The sequence below is a fragment of the Saccharothrix sp. DSM 118769 genome, assembly GCF_052936295.1.
The window spans coordinates 5,464,314-5,484,208 of the sequence record NZ_CP193627.1 but is presented as its reverse complement, the minus strand read 5'-3'; the positions used below and the strand labels follow the sequence as shown (position 1 = coordinate 5,484,208).

The 19,895-nt window shown below is 70.4% G+C and carries 19 protein-coding genes and 1 pseudogene; 10 read left to right on the top strand and 10 right to left on the bottom strand.

The features are described from left to right. Positions 1-12: 12 nt before the first annotated feature. A complete protein-coding gene (locus tag ACRAKJ_RS23490) occupies positions 13-1,803 on the bottom strand; it encodes an amino acid adenylation domain-containing protein (protein ID WP_438920953.1) in 1,791 nt (596 codons plus the stop codon). 787 nt (positions 1,804-2,590) lie between these two features. On the opposite strand from ACRAKJ_RS23490, the pseudogene ACRAKJ_RS23485 reads away from it, so the two are divergent. The 3 genes and pseudogenes from ACRAKJ_RS23485 to ACRAKJ_RS23475 form a co-directional block, all read left to right on the top strand. Beyond that, positions 2,591-3,127 (top strand): annotated as a pseudogene (locus ACRAKJ_RS23485) (transposase); the annotation flags it as partial. A gap of 186 nt (positions 3,128-3,313) precedes the next feature. Beyond that, the gene (locus ACRAKJ_RS23480; RefSeq protein ID WP_438920955.1) at positions 3,314-4,282 is read left to right on the top strand and encodes a helix-turn-helix domain-containing protein; all 969 of its coding nucleotides are present in this window, start codon (positions 3,314-3,316) and stop codon (positions 4,280-4,282) included. 116 nt (positions 4,283-4,398) lie between these two features. Beyond that, entirely contained in the window at positions 4,399-6,183 is a 1,785-nt protein-coding gene (locus ACRAKJ_RS23475; protein ID WP_438920956.1) for an alpha/beta fold hydrolase, read from the top strand. A gap of 120 nt (positions 6,184-6,303) precedes the next feature. On the opposite strand, the gene ACRAKJ_RS23470 is transcribed toward ACRAKJ_RS23475, so the two are convergent. After that, entirely contained in the window at positions 6,304-7,110 is an 807-nt protein-coding gene (locus ACRAKJ_RS23470; RefSeq protein WP_438920957.1) for a DUF4394 domain-containing protein, read from the bottom strand. A 123-nt stretch (positions 7,111-7,233) separates the two neighbouring features. Between ACRAKJ_RS23470 and ACRAKJ_RS23465 the strand changes: the two genes are divergently transcribed. Next, positions 7,234-7,749, top strand: coding sequence for a sigma-70 family RNA polymerase sigma factor (locus ACRAKJ_RS23465; RefSeq protein WP_438920958.1), 516 nt, complete (start codon positions 7,234-7,236; stop codon positions 7,747-7,749). Positions 7,750-7,958: 209 nt separating this feature from the next. On the opposite strand, the gene ACRAKJ_RS23460 is transcribed toward ACRAKJ_RS23465, so the two are convergent. Then, complete coding sequence (locus tag ACRAKJ_RS23460; protein ID WP_438920959.1) at positions 7,959-11,978, bottom strand: Dyp-type peroxidase; 4,020 nt, start codon at positions 11,976-11,978, stop codon at positions 7,959-7,961. A gap of 283 nt (positions 11,979-12,261) precedes the next feature. Between ACRAKJ_RS23460 and ACRAKJ_RS23455 the strand changes: the two genes are divergently transcribed. Further along, positions 12,262-12,408 (top strand): hypothetical protein, encoded by a 147-nt coding sequence (locus ACRAKJ_RS23455; RefSeq protein ID WP_438920960.1) that lies wholly within the window; start codon positions 12,262-12,264, stop codon positions 12,406-12,408. 45 nt (positions 12,409-12,453) lie between these two features. Here the strand turns inward: ACRAKJ_RS23455 and ACRAKJ_RS23450 are convergent, their stop codons facing one another. Beyond that, positions 12,454-12,864 carry a transposase gene (locus ACRAKJ_RS23450; protein WP_447008662.1) on the bottom strand — a complete coding sequence of 137 codons (411 nt, stop codon included), beginning with the start codon at positions 12,862-12,864 and terminating at the stop codon, positions 12,454-12,456. A gap of 439 nt (positions 12,865-13,303) precedes the next feature. Between ACRAKJ_RS23450 and ACRAKJ_RS23445 the strand changes: the two genes are divergently transcribed. Further along, positions 13,304-13,474, top strand: a complete 171-nt coding sequence (locus ACRAKJ_RS23445; RefSeq protein ID WP_438920962.1) for a hypothetical protein — start codon at positions 13,304-13,306, stop codon at positions 13,472-13,474. Between the two features lie 92 nt (positions 13,475-13,566). Here the strand turns inward: ACRAKJ_RS23445 and ACRAKJ_RS23440 are convergent, their stop codons facing one another. Both ACRAKJ_RS23440 and ACRAKJ_RS23435 read right to left on the bottom strand, forming a co-directional pair. Further along, positions 13,567-13,815 carry a transposase gene (locus ACRAKJ_RS23440; RefSeq protein ID WP_438920963.1) on the bottom strand — a complete coding sequence of 83 codons (249 nt, stop codon included), beginning with the start codon at positions 13,813-13,815 and terminating at the stop codon, positions 13,567-13,569. A 100-nt stretch (positions 13,816-13,915) separates the two neighbouring features. Next, positions 13,916-14,446: a hypothetical protein gene (locus ACRAKJ_RS23435; protein WP_438920964.1), complete on the bottom strand. Its 531-nt coding sequence runs from the start codon at positions 14,444-14,446 to the stop codon at positions 13,916-13,918. A 325-nt stretch (positions 14,447-14,771) separates the two neighbouring features. Here ACRAKJ_RS23435 and ACRAKJ_RS23430 point away from each other — a divergent pair, with 325 nt between their 5' ends. After that, positions 14,772-15,479 (top strand): integrase core domain-containing protein, encoded by a 708-nt coding sequence (locus ACRAKJ_RS23430; protein ID WP_438920996.1) that lies wholly within the window; start codon positions 14,772-14,774, stop codon positions 15,477-15,479. Between the two features lie 89 nt (positions 15,480-15,568). On the opposite strand, the gene ACRAKJ_RS23425 is transcribed toward ACRAKJ_RS23430, so the two are convergent. The 3 genes from ACRAKJ_RS23425 to ACRAKJ_RS23415 all read right to left on the bottom strand — a co-directional run bounded on the left by ACRAKJ_RS23425 (position 15,569) and on the right by ACRAKJ_RS23415 (position 17,646). Next, positions 15,569-16,825, bottom strand: a complete 1,257-nt coding sequence (locus ACRAKJ_RS23425) for an MFS transporter (protein WP_438920965.1) — start codon at positions 16,823-16,825, stop codon at positions 15,569-15,571. Positions 16,826-17,117: 292 nt separating this feature from the next. Continuing rightward, the gene (locus ACRAKJ_RS23420; protein ID WP_438920966.1) at positions 17,118-17,318 is read right to left on the bottom strand and encodes a hypothetical protein; all 201 of its coding nucleotides are present in this window, start codon (positions 17,316-17,318) and stop codon (positions 17,118-17,120) included. A 1-nt stretch (position 17,319) separates the two neighbouring features. Beyond that, positions 17,320-17,646 (bottom strand): hypothetical protein, encoded by a 327-nt coding sequence (locus ACRAKJ_RS23415; protein WP_438920967.1) that lies wholly within the window; start codon positions 17,644-17,646, stop codon positions 17,320-17,322. Between the two features lie 126 nt (positions 17,647-17,772). Between ACRAKJ_RS23415 and ACRAKJ_RS23410 the strand changes: the two genes are divergently transcribed. The 3 genes from ACRAKJ_RS23410 to ACRAKJ_RS23400 all read left to right on the top strand — a co-directional run bounded on the left by ACRAKJ_RS23410 (position 17,773) and on the right by ACRAKJ_RS23400 (position 18,990). Beyond that, complete coding sequence (locus tag ACRAKJ_RS23410; RefSeq protein WP_438920968.1) at positions 17,773-17,910, top strand: hypothetical protein; 138 nt, start codon at positions 17,773-17,775, stop codon at positions 17,908-17,910. A gap of 97 nt (positions 17,911-18,007) precedes the next feature. Then, complete coding sequence (locus ACRAKJ_RS23405) at positions 18,008-18,157, top strand: hypothetical protein (protein ID WP_438920969.1); 150 nt, start codon at positions 18,008-18,010, stop codon at positions 18,155-18,157. Then, entirely contained in the window at positions 18,154-18,990 is an 837-nt protein-coding gene (locus tag ACRAKJ_RS23400; RefSeq protein ID WP_438920970.1) for a hypothetical protein, read from the top strand. The genes ACRAKJ_RS23405 and ACRAKJ_RS23400 overlap by 4 nt, the downstream gene beginning before the upstream one ends. 237 nt (positions 18,991-19,227) lie before the next feature. On the opposite strand, the gene ACRAKJ_RS23395 is transcribed toward ACRAKJ_RS23400, so the two are convergent. After that, positions 19,228-19,809: a hypothetical protein gene (locus ACRAKJ_RS23395; RefSeq protein WP_438920971.1), complete on the bottom strand. Its 582-nt coding sequence runs from the start codon at positions 19,807-19,809 to the stop codon at positions 19,228-19,230. Between the last annotated feature and the right edge of the window lie 86 nt (positions 19,810-19,895).

The window sequence follows — 19,895 nt, the reverse complement described above, 5'->3', positions numbered from 1 at the left end:
ATTTGCGGATCTTCAGAATTTCGGCAGGGATCGCGGCGTGCTGCTCAAGCTGTCCCCGTCCTTCAGTCGACCGATCAGGTCGCCCACGGTCTCGGCGGCGAGAACGTCCGCGGGCTCGACCGGCAGGTCCCACGTGGCGCGGATCCGGTGCGCGACACGCACGGCCAGGATCGAGTTCCCGCCCAACTGGACGAAGTTCGCCCCGGACGGCACTTCGGCAGTTTCGAGCAAGTCCCGCAGGATGGTCAGGATGCCCGCGTGCACAGGATCCGAGGGCTCTTCCGGCCGCCTGGTCCCCGAATCGGCCGAGTCGAGGTCGAGGAGCTGCAGCATCGCCCCCCGGTCGGCCTTCCCCGTTGCGCCCAGCGGCAATTCCGGCAGGAGGACCCAACGCGCCGGCACCATGTACGCCGGAAGGTCGCGGGCGAGCAAGGCGGGAAGGGTTGAAAGCACTTCCTGCGCATCGGCCGTGGTGTCGGCCGTGCGCGGCAGGACGAAACCGACCAGTGTCGCGGCCGGACCATCTCCCACCTTTTCCACGAACGCGGCGTCGACCACGCCGGACTCGACGATGACCCGTTCCACCTCTTCGAGCTCGATGCGGAACCCGCGGAGCTTGACCTGGCGGTCCCGGCGGCCGACCATCTCGAGCGCGCCGGTCGACAGCCTCTTGACCAAGTCGCCGGTCCGGTACACCCGGGCACCCCTGGTCGGCTCGATGACGAACCGATCGGCGGTGAGATCGGGAGCGCCGAGGTAACCCGAAGCGACTCCCGGCCCACCCAGGCAGAGCTCACCGACGCCACCCTGCGGAACCTCCCGCAAGTGCTCGTCGAGGACGAGCAGGTCGGTTTCCTGCAGCGCGTACCCGATGGGCACCCGGCCAACGCCTGCGAGGCTCTCCGCAGTGCACTCGAAAAAGGACGCTATCGCCGAACCCTCGGTCGGGCCGTAGCAGTTGACCAGGCGAGCGGGAGGCCGCGTTTCGAGGACCCTGCGCACCGTCGCGACGTCGAGTTGTTCGCCTCCGACCAGCAGGTTCTTCACCGTGTGGAACGCATCCGGCCGCTCCCGGGCCACGGAGTGGAACAGCGAGGTGGTCAGGAGCATCGACGTGATGGCCTCGTCGCCGAGAAGACGGAGCCAGTCGTCCATGGTCATGCTGGTGAGCTGGGGGAACGGCACCACGGTCGCCCCTGAGGCCAGGGCGCCCCAGATCTCCCAGGTGGTCCCGTCGAACGCGGGGTTGCAGGTGCTCGCGATCCGATCGCCCGGTTCGATCGTGCAGAAGTTCGGCGACACGACCAGTCGGACCACACCCCGGTGGGGGATGACCACCCCTTTTGGACGTCCTGTGGATCCGGACGTGTAGGTGACGTAGATGGTGTCGTCACCTGCGGCCGACCCGGTCGGCACCTGCCCGGCGGGTAGCCGGTCGGGGATGCCCAGGGATCGCACGGGCCATGATCCGGCACGGTCGTCCGATTCGGCGCAGACGACATTTTTCACGCCCGAGTCCTGGAGGATTCCGCGGATGCGGTCGCTCGGCGCGAAGGTGTCCAGCGGCAGGTACGCCGCTCCGGCGCGAAGGATGCCGAGCAGGGCCACGACCAGGTCGGCGGAGCGCGGCAGGCTGACGGCGACGAGATCCCCTTTTCGCACCCCGGCGCCGGCCAGGTGCGCGGACAGCCACGCGGACTTCTCCCAGAGTTCACGGTAGGTGAGAACTGCTCCGCCCAGCGGCTCCCGCACGGCTTGGGAGTCCGGTCGTCGTCGGACCCAGTTCGCGACGAGGTCGACCATTCCCACGGCGGGGTTGCCGGGCGGGGAGGCGCCGCCTGTGGCGCAGGACTGCCCAGTCGGCAGGGTCGTGCGCGGCGTTGTAGAAATTTCTCCTCCAAAGATTCGTGTGGCCACGAAGCGCGCTGCCGAACTTGTGGCAGTGCGTGATGGCGTCACCACGTCCACTGCGGACTGGAGTCGGGTGTTCGTCCGGATCCTGGAACTTCGGTCCCTCCCGCCGGATCCGGATTGATTTTCCGGATCCGCCCGATTTCGACCTGGGTCAGCTCTGGTCGACTGCTTTCAACGAACTTCCGCCAGGAAGGAAGCCGGGCTCCTCGCTGTTCGCAAGAATTTCGCCACGACAGGTCCTTCCGGTTCGGCGATGTCGCGGGTGCTCGGCGGTAGTCGTTCCCGCCGCCCGGCACCGCCGACGTTCTTCGCCGGTCGCGGCCTGTGATCCTCCGACCGCCCCGGCTCGGGCCGGCCGTGCACCCACTGTCACACCACAGGGTTCAGGATCCGCCCAACCTGCGTTAAATCGCCCGGTCACGGGGCCTTCACTCAAGGCCGTGCAGTCAGGGCGATGGGCAGGCGGTCGAGGAGCGGACCAGGCGTGTCGTGGTGGTGGGTCACGGCGCAGGCTGGGCAGTGGAGAGCCTGGCGGGCGAGGCTCCCGGCGAGTGGCCGTTTCCGAGCTTGGGCAGGTGATGGCTCTTTGGTGCCCGGACAGGGGAACTCCTGGTAGATCGGACGTTGTCGAAGCGCCGCTCTGCCAGGAGTTCCGTTGTTGTCGTGCCCGATCCCCGTGGACAGGTCCACCAGGGGTGCCCTCTGCTGCCGTCTGGTGGCCTCCCGTCAGCCCATCCGACGGACGGCGCGGTGTCCCACCGATGTCACCGACGCGCAGTGGGCCGAGCTCGATCCGCTGTTGCCCGATCCGGCGTGCCCGGCCGGTCGGGGCGGGCGGTGGGAGAAGCACTGCCGCCGGGTGATCGTGGACGCGATCCTGCACGTGGTCGACAACGGCATCAAGTGGCGGGCCCTGCCGGTGGACTTCCCGCCGTGGCAGACGGTTTACAAGCGTTTCGCCGCCTGGGAGACGGCGGGAAGAAGGTCGCGGGCCGCAAGCGCCACATCGTCGTGGACAGCATGGGCCTGCTGTTGGCCGTGTCGGTGACGCCTGCCTCGACGCAGGACCGGGTCGCCGCCCGCGGCCTGCGGCGCCTGCGCGACACCGCCGGGAAACGGGCCACGTTGGTGTGGGCCGACGGCGGGCACCGCCGCCGCGCCCGAGACCACGAACGCTTGTGCCACCACCACGAGGTCATGGTCCGCTGGGCGATGATCCGCATCACCAGCCGCCGACTCGCCCGACACCAGTAGCTCGGAAACAGCTACGTACAGGTGGTGCCGGTCTTACCGGCCCGGAACCGGCCGCGACACCGCGGCTGCCGGGTTCGCCCTCCGAGGGCGGTGATCGTAGTAGAAGTATCACGTGCCGTTAGCACTGCGTCGTTAGCGTGACGGCATGGCAGCTCCTGTCGAGGTGTTCCCGTCAGATGCGTTCGACCTGCCGCCGGAGGCCGAGGCCGCGTACGGCGAGCTGCTCACGGTCGCGCCCGTGCCCGAACAGGGCTTCCTCGCCGGTGCCGGGCCGCGGGCGGCGCGCTGGGTTCAGCACTTCGTCGGTCTCGGGCTCGTGCACCGCGACGAGGACGGTGTGCTGCACGTCCGCCCGCCCCGGACCGCGCTGGAGACCTGGGCCACCCGGCGGGAGCTCGCCGCCGCGCAGGCCAGGCAGACGGGGGACGCGCTTGCCCGGCTGTACGCCGCGTGCCGGGGGCCCGGAGCGGGCTTCGTGGAGGTGGTCGAGGGCAGGCGCGCCGCCCGTGCGCTGTTCCGCACGCTCCAGCAAGGCGCCCGCGAGCGGGTGCGCGGCCTGGACCGGGGCCCGTACCTGCACGACTCGCCGGCCGCACCGGAGCAGGTGCAGCTCGACGCGATGCGCCGGGGGCTGCGCTACCGGGCGGTGTACGACGCGAGCCTGTTGCACGACGACGTGCTGCTGGCAGCGGTCGGCAAGGCCGCGGTGGCCGGCGAGGAGGCGCGGGTCTTCCCCGACGTGCCGCTGAAGCTGCTGCTGGCCGACGACGACCGCGGCCTGGTGATGCTGCCGCGCCCGGCCGAACGCGAGGCCGACGCGCTGCTCGTGCACCCGTCGCGGCTGCTGGAGGTGCTGTCCGAGGTCTTCGAGGTGTTCTGGCGGCTCGCCGCGCCGCTGCCCGCCACCGCGACCGCCGACCCCGCGGGACCGGACGCGCAGGCCCAGCGCCTGCTCGTGCTGCTCACCGCGGGCATGACCGACGAGGCCATCGCCCGTGACCTGGGCGTGAGCGAGCGGACGGTGCACCGCCGCGTCAGCAGGCTCCAGGAGCTGCTCGGTGCCCGCACCCGCTTCCAGCTGGGCGTGCAGGCGACCCGGCGCGGCTGGCTTTGACGGGTCCCGGTCATGTCCGGTTCCCGACACCGCCACCCCCTGCCGCGAGGACCGTCGCCGGGCGAGGGTGGAACCACCGGGAGCGTTCCCGACCGTTGCTCCGAGAGGACACGACCATGCCTTCACCCCTGCGCGGACCGCGCCGCAACCGGCGATCCGCAGCGGTCCTGGGAGCGTCGCTGCTCGCGGCCGTGGCCCTGGCCGCCACCGCCACCACCCCTGCGACGGCCGCACCCCGCCCGCCCGCGGAACCGGACACCGCCACCCTCGCCGGCGTGCTGCGCCACCAGCAGGTCGCCTGGGGACCGTGCGCGTTCACCGACCTCACCCCCGAGCAGAACGACCGGTTCCAGGCCGTGCCGGGGCTCGCCTGCGCGACCATCACCGTGCCGAGGGACTGGCACGACCCCGCCGACGGCCACACGTTCCAGGTGCGCGTGTCGAAGACCGCCACCGCCGGCACCGCCCGCCAGGGCATCGCCCTGGTCAACCCCGGCGGCCCCGGCGGCGCCGGGCTGCACTGGGGCGCGGCCATGGCCACCATGGCGCCCGCCCTGGCGGACCAGTACGACTTCGTCGGCTTCGACCCGCGCGGCGTCGGCGACAGCACGCGGGTGCCGTGCACCGTCACCGTCGACAGCGAGGTCGTCAACTCCACCGACGAGCAGACCGAGGCGTACGTGCGGGGCTGCGAGGACACGCCCGGCACGGAGTTCATCACCACCGAGCAGACCGCCTACGACATGGACTTCATCCGCGTCCTGCTCGGCGAGCGGAAGACGAGCTACATCGGCTACTCGTACGGCACCTGGCTGGGCACCTGGTACGCGGCCACCTTCCCCGGCAAGGTGCACCGGATGCTGCTCGACTCGTCCACCGACGTCAGCGAGAAGTCGTTGCAGCGCACCTGGGACCTCCAGCCCTACACGCGGGACCGGGCGTTCCAGGAGCAGCTGCTGCCCTACGTGGCGCGCCGCGACGACCTCTACGGCCTGGGCACCGACCCGATGGCGATCCGCCGGGCGTGGGAGGAGGCGGGCGGCACCCGCACGTTCACGGGCCAGATCATGTTCGCCTGGTTCATCCTGCCCGCGCTGTACGACACGTCGACCTACGAGATCGCCGGCGCGGCGGTGAACACCGTCGCGAGCAGCGGGCAGGAGCCGGCGGCCGAGCAGGTGGTGCGGCGGTTCGTCGACGAGCAGCTCGCCCGCCCCGCCCTGGCCGCCGACCTGCGCGACGTGCTGCTCCAGGCCCGTGAGGGCGCGTTGGGCGCCATCGCGAAGGGCCCCGCCCGGCTGCCCGCGACCACCGACGTCAGCACCTTCGAGGTCGACTACACCTTCGAGCTGATCCGCTGCCAGGACGGCCAGTGGAACCAGAGCCGCGACTACTGGGAGAAGTCCGCCGCGAAGCTGCTGCGGGAGGCGCCGCTGATCGGGCCGTTCATGCAGAACGTCCCGGCGTGCATGTTCTTCCGGACCGACAACCGGATGCCCAAGCCGGACTCCCGCACGTTCCCGCGGGTGTTGGTGCTGCAGAGCGAGATGGACGCGGCCACCGCCTACGAAGGCGCGCTCGCCACGGCCAAGCACCTGCCGGGCGCGAAGATGATCAGCGTGGACAACGAGGGCACGCACGGCGTCTTCCCGTACCTGGCGTCCTGCGTGGACGCCCCGGTGCACGCCTACTTCCACGTCGGTCTCATGCCGAACGACCGGTTCACCGCCTGCCAGGCCCTGCCGCTTCCGGGTGAGGCGACGGCCTTCGAGGTCGGCGGCACGATCGGCCCGAAGGGCGCGATCAAGATCGAGACGGTCACCGACGACATGCGCCGGGCGGCCAAGATGGTCAAGCGCCTGCTCGCGCAGCAGGCGCTGGAGCCGGGGACGACGGCCTGACGGGTTCGTCGGCCCGCCGGCCGACGAACCGGGGTGGTGGGACGTGCAGACCGTCCCGCCACCCCGCCGGTCGTGGCGTCGTGCCCTGAGCCCGGTCGCGGGCACCCTCGTTCCGGTCGCTCAGGCGCGGAAGGCCAGGCCGATCACGTCGCCCGGCGCCAGGCCCACCAGGCGTGCGCGCCCGGTCTCCAGGTCCACTCGGTGGATCGCCGGGCCGGAGGCGACGAGAGCGGTGCCGTCGGGTGCGATGTCGAAGCCGTTGCCCGTGTCGATGCGGACGCCGAGGCGGCCCACGGTGAACAACTGGCCGGTGTTGGGCGACACGACCGGTGTGGCGCCCGCCCTCGTGCCCTGGGTGACCAGGGTGCCGCGCGCGGAGTCGATGGCGTAGAGGGTCGTGCTGGTGGCGCCGGCGACGCTGTTGGTGTAGCCGGCGGCGGCGATCTTCGGTGCCGTGCGCGCGTCCGGGTAGGCCAGGGTGCCGTCCACGGCGGCCACCGCGCCAGTGTCGGGGTTCAGCCGCAGGTTCTGCCCGGTGGAGGTGACCAGGCGGATGCGGTCCACGGTGGGGTTGAAGTCGAAGCCGACCGCGCGACCGTCCAGGGTGGCGGGGGTGCCGATGCCGGTGGCCTGGCCGGTGCGCGGGTCGACGGTGTAGAGGCGGCCGGACCCGCCCATGCCGTAGAGCGAGCCGGTGGCGGGCCGCACGTCGATGCCGACGAGGCGGTCGTGCCGGTCGAGACCCCGCACGCGGACGCGGTGGCCGAGCAGGGGCAGCGTCGACGAGCCCGTGGTGAGGGTGCCGTCCTGGGTGAGCAGGTGCACGTCGGCGGTCTGGCCGCCGGTGGCGTTCGCGGTGCCGGGTGCGACGACGACGGCCGTGAGGGCGGCGGCCGCGACCAGCGCCGCGGTGCGGGTGGAGCGCATGGGGTCCTCCTGGGGTGGGTGGATCGCCCGTGTGTACGTGCCTGGAAGCGGTTGTGTTGAACGTCGGCTCGAACTGCCCGGCCTCCTGGCGCGTACGTCCAGCGAGCGGAGGGCGGTGCGGGGGTGGTCGAACGCCTGCGGTTCGACCTGGGTGCCGAGGACGGGGTGCGTGCGGCGTACGCCGCGCACGGCCCGGAGCTGCACCGCTACGCCCACCGGCTGCTCGGCGACGACGGCACGGCGCAGGAGGTGGTGCAGGACGTGTTCCTGCGGGCGTGGCGGGCCGCGGGGCGGTTCGACCCGGACCGGGCGAGCCTGCGGGTGTGGCTGTTCGCCATCGCGCGCAACGCCGTGCTCGACCACGTGCGCCGGGCCCGCCCGACCGCACCGGAGCACCCGCCGGAACCGGTCGACGCGGGGTTCGCGGACGCGGTCGTGGACCGGTGGCTGGTGGAGGAGGCGCTGACCCGGATCAGCGCGAACCACCGGACCGCGCTGGTCGAGACCTACCTGCGTGGTCGGTCCTACCGCGAGGTGGCAGCCGAGCTGGCCGTCCCGCAGGCCACGCTGCGCAGCCGGGTGTTCTTCGGCCTCAAGGCGCTGCGCCTGGTCCTGGAGGGGATGGGGGTGCGGCCGTGAGCCGGTTCCCGTCCCGCGCGCGGCAGGCCCGCCGTCGTGTCGTCCCGCGCCTCGGCTGCCAGGTCGTCGCGTCGCACGTCGTCCCCGTGCTCGGCGAGCAGCGCCTCGCAGTGCGCTCGCGGCTCCGCCGTGACCGCGTCACCCCACGACCACGCGGCGGCCACCCCCGCCGACGTCAGCCATCGAGGGGGAGGGTGTCACCGCGGTCGTCAGCCCGATGTGGCCGGGATCGGTGAGGTGTCCGCCGTGTCCCGCGGTGACCCGGTCGCGGGTGACGGGCCGTGCGGCACCGTCGGGAACGGGGTGTCGGCAGTGCTGATCGGGCGGCGCTGGTGTTGGTGCTGGTGGTCGGGGAACATGCTGATGAAGTACTCGCTCCAGCCGCCCATGCGCACGCGCAGCAGGTCGTACTGCTCGGGATCGCGGCGCGCGGCGGTCATGGTCTCGGGGTCGGCGCAGGTGATGGTGAGCAGGTTGGAGCCGGTGCCGCGGGCGAACTGCTCGATGACCTGCACGAGGGCTTCGTGGGGGAAGTCCTCGCGGATGTTGAAGTCCGTGGGGGCGGCGTCCCACAGGGCTTTCGCGCCGTCGCCGGCGAAACCGCGCAGCGAGGCGATGATGCCCTTCTCCTGGTGGTCGACGGGCAGGTCGGCGGGGCTGGGGGCGGGGCTGAGGTCGGAGGTCAGTGTTTCACCGCGCCGTCGTCCGTCGGGGGAGGCGCCGGTGGCCGCGCCGAACTCCAGGTAGTTCTCGAAGGTGCCGACGCCGGGTTGGAGCTGGATGCCGAAGGGGTGCTCGGGGGTGCCGATGCGCTTGGCCAGTTCGACCATGGTGCGGGCGGTGGGGGGAGCGGGCCGGGTGAGGACGGAGACCACGGTGTCGCAGACCCGGCTCAGGAACCGGTTGCCGAAGTCGTCGACGTCCTTCACGCCCCGGCCGTAGCGGGGCAGTGCCAGCGCGGCCCTGCGCAGGTCGCGGAAGCGCTCCGCGTGGGCGGCGATGCGGCCGGCGCCCACCGTCGAGTTGGTGAAGGGCTCGGCCATCGACTCGCCCCAGTCGCACAGCAGGGCCTCGACCAGCTCGGGCAGCGAGGTGGCGGCGGTGGTGGGCTCGTACACCAGGTGCTTGATCGCCAGGAGCGAGTTGATGGCGTTGGGCAGGGCGATCAGACCGGGCGCGATCACGTTGTAGCGGGCGCCGCCGGCGTAGTAGTCCAGCCCGGTCTCGATGCAGTCGTCGATGAAGCAGGACATCAGGGGCGAGGGGCACACGTCGCTCATCTGCCCGAACGCCGCCAGCTGGCCGTCGACCTGCTTGGCGTACATCCAGCGCACGTGCTTGAAGTACAGCTCCAGCAGCTGCTCGAAGGACGTGATCTCGGCGGGCTCGGGGGAGGTGAACGACACCTTCTGCCCCCGGAAGTACATCGGTCCGGCGGTCAGCCAGGACTTGCCCTGGTTGAGGGTGGCTTCCAGCGCGTGCAGCATGTTGACCTGGCCGAGGGTGAACCAGTTCTTCCCGACGAACTGGGGTTCGTAGCAGCCGTCGCAGGCGTAGTCGCGGGCCACGTCGAGGGGCACCTCGCTGCGCCAGCGTTGGCCGGCCTTCTCCCGCACGGGGGTGAACTCGGTGCGGCCCTCGCCGTCACCGATGCGCTCGCCGCTGCGCACCAGCCCCGGGATGATCTTGGCGTCGTTGAGCAGGATGGGGTGCGCGCCGCCGCTGAGCAGCGCCCGCGCTGCCTCCTCGGCGTACTTGCGGGGCATGTCCGGGCGCACGCGCAACGACAGGCACGGCGCGTTGAGCGGCAGCCTGCGGGCCGCGAGCAGGCACAGCATCGTCGTGTCGTTGTAGGCCGGTGTGCCCTCGCCGGGCGCCCCGTCGGCCAGCGTCCCGCCGATCGTGACCTGCTGGACCCACTGGTTGTTGGCGCCGCCCTGGGGGTAGTTGCCGCTGAACCCGCCCATCGCCATGTTGCCGAAGGGCTGGTGGTCCTCCACGAACGTCCGGTTCCACAGGACCTTCTCGCCGAGCTTGACCCAGAAGCAGTCGATGATCTCCTGGGCCTGCTCGGCGGTGATCAGGCCGAGCCGGTCGTCGCGCTCGCGGAAGGGCTCCAGGAGCTGGTCGAGTCGGCCGATGGCGGTCGGCTCGCCCACCAGGTGCAGGCAGGAGTGCAGGGTGAAGATCAGCTGGGCGGCTTCGAGGAGCGTGTCGGGCGGCTGGTGGGCCAGCTTGCGCATCCGGCCGTGGATGGCCAGCAGGTTCTCCAGCTCGGCCCGCTGGGACGGCTTGGTGTCGTGGGCGAGCTGGGCGGCCAGGTCGGCGAAGGACAGGCAGTGGTCGCTGACGCCCTCCAGGGCCAGCACGACCGCGCGGTAGAACTGCCGCTTGCCCTCGTCGTCGGTGGTGTCGAGCTTGGCCGTCACCTCCGTGATCAGCCCGTCCAGGCCCTTGTCCAGCAGGCGCTGGTAGTCCGGGACGACGTGGCCGACGCCGGAGGCCGCGCTCAGGCCGCGGAAGAAGTTCTGCAGCTGCTCGTCCTCGCGGGTGTAGTCGATGACGTACTTGCCCTGGCCCAGCCCCAGGTTGGGCATCCCGCCGACGATCAGCTCGGCCGGGTCGATGTGGTAGGTGTCGGCGCCGTTGACGGTCCTGCCGTTCTCGCGCCGCCGGCCGCGGAACCCGTAGTCGTGCCCGGCGAACACCTTGCCCAGGCCGATCTTGATGGCCCAGCCCATGCGCTCCACCACCGGCAGGGCCATCACCTTGCGGGCCTGCTCGACCCCGGCGTACCGCTCGACGTAGGCCGACAGGTGCCGGAGCTCCTGCTGGGCGCGGTCGAAGTACCAGCCGTCCTGCCACCGGGAGAACGTGCTCTCCAGCAGCCGCAGCACCCGCCCCGAGGGCGGCCTGCAGTGCTCGCGCTGGTCAGCGGGGATCGTGGACATGCGGTGCATGTAGTCGTGGTGGTTGTAGTACATGTAGCCGTTGTCCGAGCGGCGGTCGAAGTGCCGGTCCAGCCGCTCCCAGTCCACGCCGGGGAACTTGTCCCACGACCGCGCCAGGTCCGGCACCGGTGTGCGGTCCAGCCGCAGGTTGAGCTGGCTCGGGATGAAGTAGAACCCGCCGAGGTCCGAGCGCACGTTGGACAGCAGCCGGTCGGCCATGAAGCCGTCGGTCCGCCCGATCTGCTGGTCCATGATCTTCTCCAGCGTCGCGATCGAGTTCGCGAAGCCGGCGAAGTAGATGCCGCGCTCGTCACGGCGGCTGGCGCCCTTGGTCAGCAGGTCGTCGTCGTCCAGGGCGGGGGAGGTGCCGTAGGGCAGGCTCAGCCGCAGCAGCGGGGTGGTGTCACCGGCTTCGTCCTGCGCGCGGGAGCGGCTGATGTGGCTGCGGTCGTCGCGCGACGGGATGATGACGTCGTCGGCGGTGCGGCCGACCAGGTCCTCGATCTGGTCGGGGTTCATGTTCAGCAGGTTCGACCAGTTGATGGTGAAGCGCTGCGCCAGCACGAACGACGCGCCGAGGTAGTCCGGGTCGTCCAGGCCGACCAGGGTGTGCTTCTGGAAGCTGACCGGGCTGGTGGGGTTGTTGAGGTTCTCGGAGAACCGGCACCCCACGACCTTGCCGCCCCGCAGGTCCTTGCGCACCGACTTGGTGGCGGCCTGTTGGTGGACGGTCCTGGTGGGGTCGATGCGGCCGGTCGCGGCCAGCATCGCGTCGAGCCGTTCGAACACCAGGGGGCAGTGGTCCTGGTTCGTGGACTTGATGTGGAACCACAGGTCCGCGCCGGAGTCCACGAAGGTGCCGTTCGAGCGCTCGAACACCTTCGACGGCGCGAACCCCTCGTCCGCTCCCCGCTCACCGGAGGGGTAGCGCATCCGCATCCCCTCGGGTGGCTTCATCCCTTCATCGCGGCACCACTCGTGCCACAGGCGGAAGCCGACGCCGGTCACGACGGTGGTGTGGGCACTGCCGAAGTGCGCGTGGATCTCGTCGCGCAGTTCCTCGAGAATCCCCGACAGTTGGGACAGCGTGGGAGCGAGGTCGTCCTCGGCGCGCCAGAACGTCGCGAACACCGCGTACGGGGACGGGTAGATCAGACCGCGCTGCACGTGTTCCCACACGTCGTGCCCGACAGGGCCGTCGGCGGCGGCGAACAGGTCCATCACCTGGTGGGCGCCGATATCGGTCGATGTCGTGGTGTGCGACTCTTGCAGCGTCAAGATTCCTCCAGTGCCCGGGATCGACACCGCGTCGACCACTGGTCGATGCTGGCAGGGATCGGCAGGCCCGCGCCGCTGTCGTCGGGCGTGTGACCCGACAGGGGAATGCCGTGGCCCCTTCGGGGAAGACGGCCGGCGCGACGTCGTCATCGCGGTCACCGGACGTACTCGATGTTCGTTCTTCGGGTTGCCCGAATGCACCCGCGGGTGCAGCTTCCTTGGTCTTGGATGGGCCGCCACGTCGAGGCGGGATGGCGGGCCCCGGCTCCGTCTGTCGAATCCGGTGATTCCGCGGGACGGCTTTCGGGAAGCCGGATCGGCCGGGCCGGACGCGACCGAGGACGGGGGCGGTGACATCCGGGACAAGTCGTCGGCGGTGTTCACCGGCATGAAGTTCGCGGAGCTGTCGCGGCCGATGACCAGCCCCTAGGTCGTGTTTCAGATGTGGCGTAGCCAGGTGTTGATGGCGGCGATGTCAATGATGGCCTGGTCGCAGAGCTGGTCGATGGTCGCCTTGGTCCCGCGGTGTCGCAGGTAGGCGCGGTTGGCCTTGGAGCTGTAGGCCTTGTCCGGCGGTGACCAGCAGCGACAACGATCGACCGCCGGCGTCGGCGCGGGCCTGCAACGCTGCCGGGGTCCGCCGCCGGACCCCGGCCCGCTGCCGGCGCCGGAACACCCCGTAGACGGTCTGCCAGGGCCCGTACCCGGGCGGGACGTCACGCCACGGGGCACCGACCCGCACCCGCCACCGGGTGCCGTCGCTCAACTGCCGCTTGCTCCACTTCGGCGGACGGCCCGGCCTGGCACCGACAGGCAACAAGGGGTGCAGCACCGCCCACTGCGCGTCGGTCAGGTCGGCCCGTCCCGCTGCCGCTACGCCGGCCACGAGGTCTCCGGTACTGCGGTTCTGCTTGGTCGTTACACCGCTTACCGGAGACCTCGCCACGTTCCGGCCACCGACACGCCGCCGCTCACCTCACCTCTGAAACACGCGCTAGCCTGCGAAGTCGGAGGGCGTCGAGGCCCAGTGGCTGGAGGCGGCGGAGTCCTGAGGTGCGTCGGCGAAGTCCCTGGGACGGGACCCACCGGGCCGGGAACAGGGCCGTCCGGTGCGCTGTCGTCGTGGTGCACCGGTGTTCTCGGCCGGCGGGCGGTGTGGGGCAGGAAGCGCCAGACGAGCGCGGTGGCCGCGACGGTGACGGCTCCGGCGACGGTGGCGGCGGAGGCAGCACCGCGGTCGATCCAGACGGACGCCCCTTGGTCCACGTCACCGGGGTGGACATGCCGGTTGTCGACACCGTCGCGCTGCCACGGAGGAGCCGAAGGTGAGCGACACCTACGAGATCCGGCGCCGCGTCACCTTCAACGACACCAACGCGGCCGGCAACGTCTACTGCGCCACCTTCGTGCTCCGGCAGGGGATCTGCCGCGAGCAGTGGGCGATGGAGTACGTGCCCGTGTTCACCGGTCGCCTGCACGAGGACTCACCGCCGTGACCGCGAGCTGCTCGATGGAGTCGCGCGGGAACTGCACCTGGCCGACCACGTCGCCATCCGGATGACCATCCCCTCGGCCCACCTCAACCTGATCACCCTGAACTTCGAGTTCTTCCGGCTCGACGCCGACCGGGAGCGAAAGAGTGACGACGTTCCTCGGCCGACACGCCGCCCGCCGGCGCAGCGGCCTGGGCCTGTTCGGCGGTGCGCACCCAGCTGCGCGGGGTCTCGTGGTCGACGCCCAGCTCGCGGGCGACCTGACGCAACGGCCGGCCCGAGGAGCGGCCCAGCGCGACGGCGTCCCCGCGGAACTGCTCGGGGTACTTCGACTTGCCTGGCACGAGGGCGTCCCTCCCCGGACCGCCGTCCGGGATCAGGGTGTCCGGTTCAAGGGGACAGCCTTGGTTCTGTGATCGGTCGGGAGCGAGACGATGTCCGCGCTCAGGCGAGTTGGGTGATGGTGATGGCGGCGGGGCCGCTGGTGGAGGTGACGCCCTCGGGGGTCAGGCACTGCGTCGGCGTGCCGTTGACCAGCGCCGCGGTCATGACCACGGCGGCTCCGGTGAACCTGCCCGCGGTCACCGTGCCCTGGTAGACCACGACGACCTCGTTGCCGGGGCGCAGCACCACGAGCCCGACCGCGGCCACGGTGGTGGTCTCGCCGGTGTTCCAGGTGATCGTGACCGTGATGGAGACGCCACCGGCCAGGCAGGACACCAGGCCGTTCGCGACGATCCCGTACCCGCCCGAGGTGATCGCCGGCGATCCGCTGGACACGCACGAGCCGTAGTTCGCGCTCGAGGTGATCGCGACGGTTCGCGGCTGCATCGTCACCCCCGGCTGGTAGGTGTTCGCACCAGCTCCCACGCAGGACAGCAGTTCGACGTCCGCGGCCTGGGCCACTGGCGCGACGGCCACCGCCCCGACCGCCACCAGTGCCGCGGCGACGGCACCCGCGACGGATCGCCGCACCCGGGACAACGATTTCCCGATTTTATCCGCAGTCATCGAAGCACCCCTCTGCGTCCGGAACGCGAACTGATGGCCACTGTAACCTCAGGGCGATGCGGCGGTCGGGTGAAATCGACATGACACTTTCCGTGGGTACCGGGCACGGTGGAACCGCAACTTTCGTCCTTGGCGACCGTTGTGTCACCTGTATGCCTCCACGGATCGGCAGACCGTTCACGGATCGGTCCTGTGAGTGTGGAAAGTCGGCGTGAACCGGCCACGCCGAATTGTTTCGCTCCAAAAAACAGCCGCCGTTGGTCGTCGTGGTGCCGGGCGTCGCCAGTCGATGCTCGCGCGACAGCCGGCGCGCTCGGCGCACCGACGCGGCGAGCACCGTGCGGTCCGCCGACTCTGCGGCGACCTCCGCGCGCATCGCCTTGGTCAGCTTGGCGTGGCGGCTTCGGCGCAGGTGAAGACGCGGGTCGGACGTGGTCGAAGTCGTAGGGCGCGAGGTTCGGTGGCACCTCGGCCACAGCGCTGCGCAGGCAGATCCGGGAGCTGGAGGAAGAGCGCGACGTCCTGCGCAAGGCGGTACCACTGGAAGGCCACCGAACCCGACCGGACGGCGCGCGCCACGGACAACGCCGCCGAAAGCCTCAACGCCTCCTTCAAACGCGAAACCCTCCAAGGCGCCCGGAGTTGGGACAGCAAAAGGGAAGCACGCCTGGCGGTGTTTGACCGAGCACACCGCTACAACACCCAACGCCGTCACCCCCACCTCGGTCAGAGATCCCCGATCGACTACGAGGACAGCCTCACCCCGACACCGGCTGCGCATGACCCATGCCGCATAACCCCGTGTCCAGCGTCCGGGAGCAGGGCCCCTCGGTCTCGCCCGTGGTGCCTGCTTTGTCTGCGAACTCCCCGCCGGCAACCCCGACCACCCCGTCACATCGCGACAACCCTCCACCGGCGAGGGTGTCCGTTACCTGCCGGAGGCCGCCGGGGGAACCGCGGCGTTCTCCGTTGCCCAGTTTTTCGGTTTCGACGCTGACCTGCAACATTGCGGTCGAGAAAAAGGCGAACATGCACTTTCGGTTCAATACCTTGAGCTGTGGCGGCGGACACCGCGGATTTTCGCGTTTACCCGGCTGGTTCATCGGTAGCGCGTGCCAGGGCCCGGTTGTTCAGCACGGGGTAGAAGGCCAGCGCCACCAGGATGAGGAAAGCGCCGGCGGCGACGTACGAGACCTGAACGGTGAACACGCTGGCGAGAACCCCGCCGAGCGCCGCACCGACCGGTCCGCCGATCATCACCACCAGTCTGCTCGACGAGAGCACCCTCCCCAGGAGTTCGTCGGGCACGATCTGCTGACGCAACGTACTCACAACGACTTTCTCCGCGGTCATCAACGCACCGGTCGCCATCATCATCGCGGCCGCGACCCACGGATCGGCGACAAGCCCCAGAACCAGAATGGCCGCGCCCACGCCGGTTTTGCCCGCGAGCATCACCGTGCCGGGGCCGAATCGCCTGCTGGCGGCCGCGGCGGCCAGCCCCCCGAACGTCGCGCCGACCGCGGTGGCCGTCAGCAGCAGACCGAAGCCGAAGTCCGGAAGTCCGAGAACCTCCTTGGCCAGCAGCGCGAGCATCGCGAACTGAGCGGTGGCGGCGACGTTGCCGAGGCAGGAGACCGTGGCCAGCGCCCGCAGGGTCCGGTTCCGGAACAACCACCGAACGCCCTCGACGATGTCGCTCCGCACGCTCCTGCGCGGAGCTTCGGGCTTCTCCTCCGGCTTGGCGTCCGGTCGGATCGAGAGGATCAACAGGCCGCTGGCGACGAACGAGAGAGCGTTGCCGGCGAACGGCAGGAAGTTCCACACGCCGAACAGGGCGGAGCCGACGGGAGGCCCCACGAAGTCCTCACCGTTGCTCTCCGCTGCGAAGATCCGCCCGTTGGCCGTCGCCAGGTTCCGCGGATCCCGCGACACGAAGTCGGGAATGGCCGACTGGGCGGCGAGGTCGAAGAAGACCTGGCCGACACCCAGCAGGAACGCCGCGAGCACCAGCCACAGCAGGTCCACCCGCGCGGTCCCGATCAGCATCGCGAGGACGACCAGGACGGCGAACCGGCCCAGGTCCGCCCACACCATCACCCGTCGGCGATCCAGTCGGTCCACCACGACACCGGCGTGCAGCGAGAGCAGCACCCAGGGAACCTCGGCGGCCATGACGACGAAGCTCAACGCCATCGGACTGCTGGTGCTCTGCAGGGCCAGCAGGGGCAGCGCGGCGGCGTGCATGCCGGTACCGATGGCCGACACGAGCGTGGCGCCGAAGAGCCTGTGGAAGCGACTTCCCAGTCTCACCTTGACGTCGTCAGATTTCTTCGTGGGCACTTCGGGAATTCCTTCGGTTGGGCTTTCGAAACAGACGAATCCCGCATTGGTCACCGCGCTGGTTGTCGTTCTGAGCCGTACCCGCCGCGACGACCACGCCGTCGTTGATCGATCAGCGTGCGCGAATTGCGTTGTAGTCCTGACGCAGTCGAGCAGTTCACATGCGGCAGGGAGCATCGTGAAGGCTCCTGTCGGCCGCGGCGAGGATGACGGCCGTGACGACCGACCCGGCGGCGAGCGCCACCCGGGCCCGGTCTTCCGCCTACGCATGGCCGCTCCCCGTGGTGCGGGACTACGAGCCGATCGGACGGTCGGACAGGTGGGCCGACTCGGTGAAGAAGGCGCGGTGGAGGGGCTCGTCGGTCGTCGGGACCTCGACGGTCGTGAGCAGGTGTCGGGAACCCGTCGTGCCGGCGCGGATCGGTTCGTCGAGCTGCTCGACGTGGTCGACCCGCAGGTGCACGCCGTCGTGCTCGAAGACCTTCGGTTCCACGTCAGACCACCCGCCGCTCGGCGAGCGCGGCCACCCGGGTGAAGTACTCGCGGAACAACGGCTCGTCGCCGGCCGGCACCTCGGTCGACTGCGTGTTGGTGTACCTGAAGGCGGACCGGTCGGTGCCGTAGAGAGCGGCGTTCGGATCGCGAACGACGCCGAAGACCAACCGGCCGGGCTTGTCCGGTTTCTTGTAGTGCACCACAGCCCCGAGCCAGCGCAGCGGAACCCGGAACGTGTGTTCGGCGAGGGCCAGGTCGAACAGCTCGAACACCCCCCGGTCCACGCGCAGGTGCAGGTCCTCGTAGTCCAAGGTGAGCGGGTCCACACCGGAGAATAGCCCGGCCGTGATCACGGTGGACAGGCTTCCGCCCTTGCCAACGGCCAGGTGGTCCCGGTGCGTCCCAGGCGCTTTCGGCACCGGGGTCGCAGGCGTGCCGACGACCGGGCGGCGTTGGAGGGCATCCTGTACGCGGTGCGGAAAGGCTTCCGCCGGTTCCGCGTCCGCACCGAACGTCGAGCCGACGTCCGCCAGGCCATCCTCAGCCTCGCCTGCTCGATCACCTGCCTGCGAAAAATCATTCCGAACTGATCACCAAGGCGATCCGACAGATCGAGAAGGTGTTCGGGCACCTGGCCCCGCACCTCTCTCGCGAAGCTACGGCTCGGAGAAGCCCAGGCGGAACGGTATGTTCGAGGACGCGTACGGCAACGGCTGGAAGTGGAACCCGAACGAGCAGGAGTGGGATGTCCGGATCAGGGACGACGACATGAACTGCTTCGCCGAGGACGGCGGTCACGCGGACATGTCGCCGGAGGGGCGGGTAACGCACGGATGAGGTTTCGCGAGACCGACGTCGTCGTGAAGATCGGGCTGAACGTCGAAGTGCCCGACTTCACGACGGCCTCGACCGTACCCCGGTCGCTGGTCGACCGGTTCGCGGCGGCGACGTTGGAGATCAAGCGGGCAGACCCGGAGGGCGGCCGGAAGGGCTTCAACGCCTGGGTCGACCACACCCGCACGAAGCAGGCCGGCGAAACCGATCGGCAGGCCGTGCTGGCAGCGGTGCGGCCGGTGTTGGCCGCGTACGGGCTGAACGAGGAGTTCTTCGACTTCTACGAATCGGACAGCGGGGTTCTCTCCGGTCACTACGGGTTTGACGACGTGCCGTGTGACGGTTACACCCTGTTCCAGGTTTCAGCCGACCTCGGCGGCGGCAAGACCGTCGGGCAGCGCCCGGCGTACGTGACCCGCGACGACTTCACCCCGCGCGAGGACGACGACGTCATCTCGCGGGTGCACCTGCGAGTGCCGGTGCGCGACCCGAGCGCCGCGCTGGACGTGTGCCGGTCGTACGTGTCGGAGTTGCGCGCGTCGACCGTCGCGATCACGTCGTCGAGCGTGCTCGGCAGCGCCGAGGACTTCTGCGAGGTGGTGCTGCTGTCGGCACTTCCTGCCGGCAGCGGCGGTGGTGACGACGTCGAGCGGAGGCTCCGGGCGGTGGCCGACCGGGTCTTCCAGCAGGTCGGCGTGGACGGCAGCGGGTACGAGGTCCGGACGTCGCAGGGCGCGCTGGTCGGTGCGTTCGAGATCGGCGAGAGCGCCGCCCCCGGGCAGTACGTGCGTGCCGTGTACGTCCGGGTGGATGATGACCCGTTCTGCACCGGCTGATGCGATGTCGACCGGTCTGACCGGTGTACCGGTCAGACCGAGAACCCGTCCTGCGGTTCGGTCCCGCGGATCGCCGCCGAGGGCGGGGGAGGGCGGTCACCTGCGCGGGAGCCTCTTCGACGTATGGCGCGGCTCCGGCCTGACCTGACGTCGCGCTCCACGATGGAGCGGCCTGTCATCGTCCCGGGTTGGCGGGCTTGCAGAGCGAACGCCGTCCCGCACGGCGGGAACTCGCCGTCAACGGGCCGCCGAACGCGGTGACGGCACGAGAGCAGGCACGTGGATTCCTCCGCGGGTTGTCGTGCTGCCCACCAGGACCGTGGTGGTGCACAGGGGCATCGGCGGCGCACCGGGTACCGCCTCAGAGATCACGAAGATCAGCGGGGCGGTCGTGCGGCGGAGGCCGGCTTTGACGTCCTCGCTGTCGAGCAGGCGGAAGGCCACGTCCAGCGCGCGGCCGAAGCACCCCCTCCTGTCGTAGCGCACCAGGCCCGTGTGGACGACGAGCCGGAGCCGGAAGCGCCGGTCGCGCCAACGGCGGTTGTGGTCGGTGAGCGCGGCGGTGAGGGTCCGGGACAACGGGTGAACCAGTTCCGGCAGCGGTCGTCGGCGGATCAGGGCCAGGATGCCGTCGCCCCGGTCGATCAACGGGTCGTGGTCGCCGCCCGCGACACCGGCGGCGGACAGGGCCTGCTGGAACAGGTCGTACATCGCCACCCGGATGTGCGCCTTCTCGTCGTCGGACCTCGTCGTGGACCCCTCCACGTCCACGGCGACGATCGTGCGCTCGCCTTGCCTCGGCACCAGGGGTCGGCTCATGGCGGTGCTCCGTGAACGGTGGCCCAGGCGTCCTGGGTGGGGCACCCGGGCGAGGTGGGTGATCAGGCCGTGGCGCGGGCCGCGAG

Bases quoted from the DNA above. Each gene is read 5' to 3' on its own strand.
- ACRAKJ_RS23480 (WP_438920955.1), top strand. From the start codon at position 3,314: ATGGCAGCTCCTGTCGAGGTGTTCCCGTCAGATGCGTTCGACCTGCCG.
- ACRAKJ_RS23475 (WP_438920956.1), top strand. From the start codon at position 4,399: ATGCCTTCACCCCTGCGCGGACCGCGCCGCAACCGGCGATCCGCAGCG.
- ACRAKJ_RS23470 (WP_438920957.1), bottom strand. From the start codon at position 7,110: ATGCGCTCCACCCGCACCGCGGCGCTGGTCGCGGCCGCCGCCCTCACG.
- ACRAKJ_RS23400 (WP_438920970.1), top strand. From the start codon at position 18,154: ATGAGGTTTCGCGAGACCGACGTCGTCGTGAAGATCGGGCTGAACGTC.
- ACRAKJ_RS23395 (WP_438920971.1), bottom strand. From the start codon at position 19,809: ATGAGCCGACCCCTGGTGCCGAGGCAAGGCGAGCGCACGATCGTCGCC.
- ACRAKJ_RS23405 (WP_438920969.1), top strand. From the start codon at position 18,008: ATGTTCGAGGACGCGTACGGCAACGGCTGGAAGTGGAACCCGAACGAG.
- ACRAKJ_RS23430 (WP_438920996.1), top strand. From the start codon at position 14,772: ATGCTCGCGCGACAGCCGGCGCGCTCGGCGCACCGACGCGGCGAGCAC.
- ACRAKJ_RS23490 (WP_438920953.1), bottom strand. From the start codon at position 1,803: ATGGTCGACCTCGTCGCGAACTGGGTCCGACGACGACCGGACTCCCAA.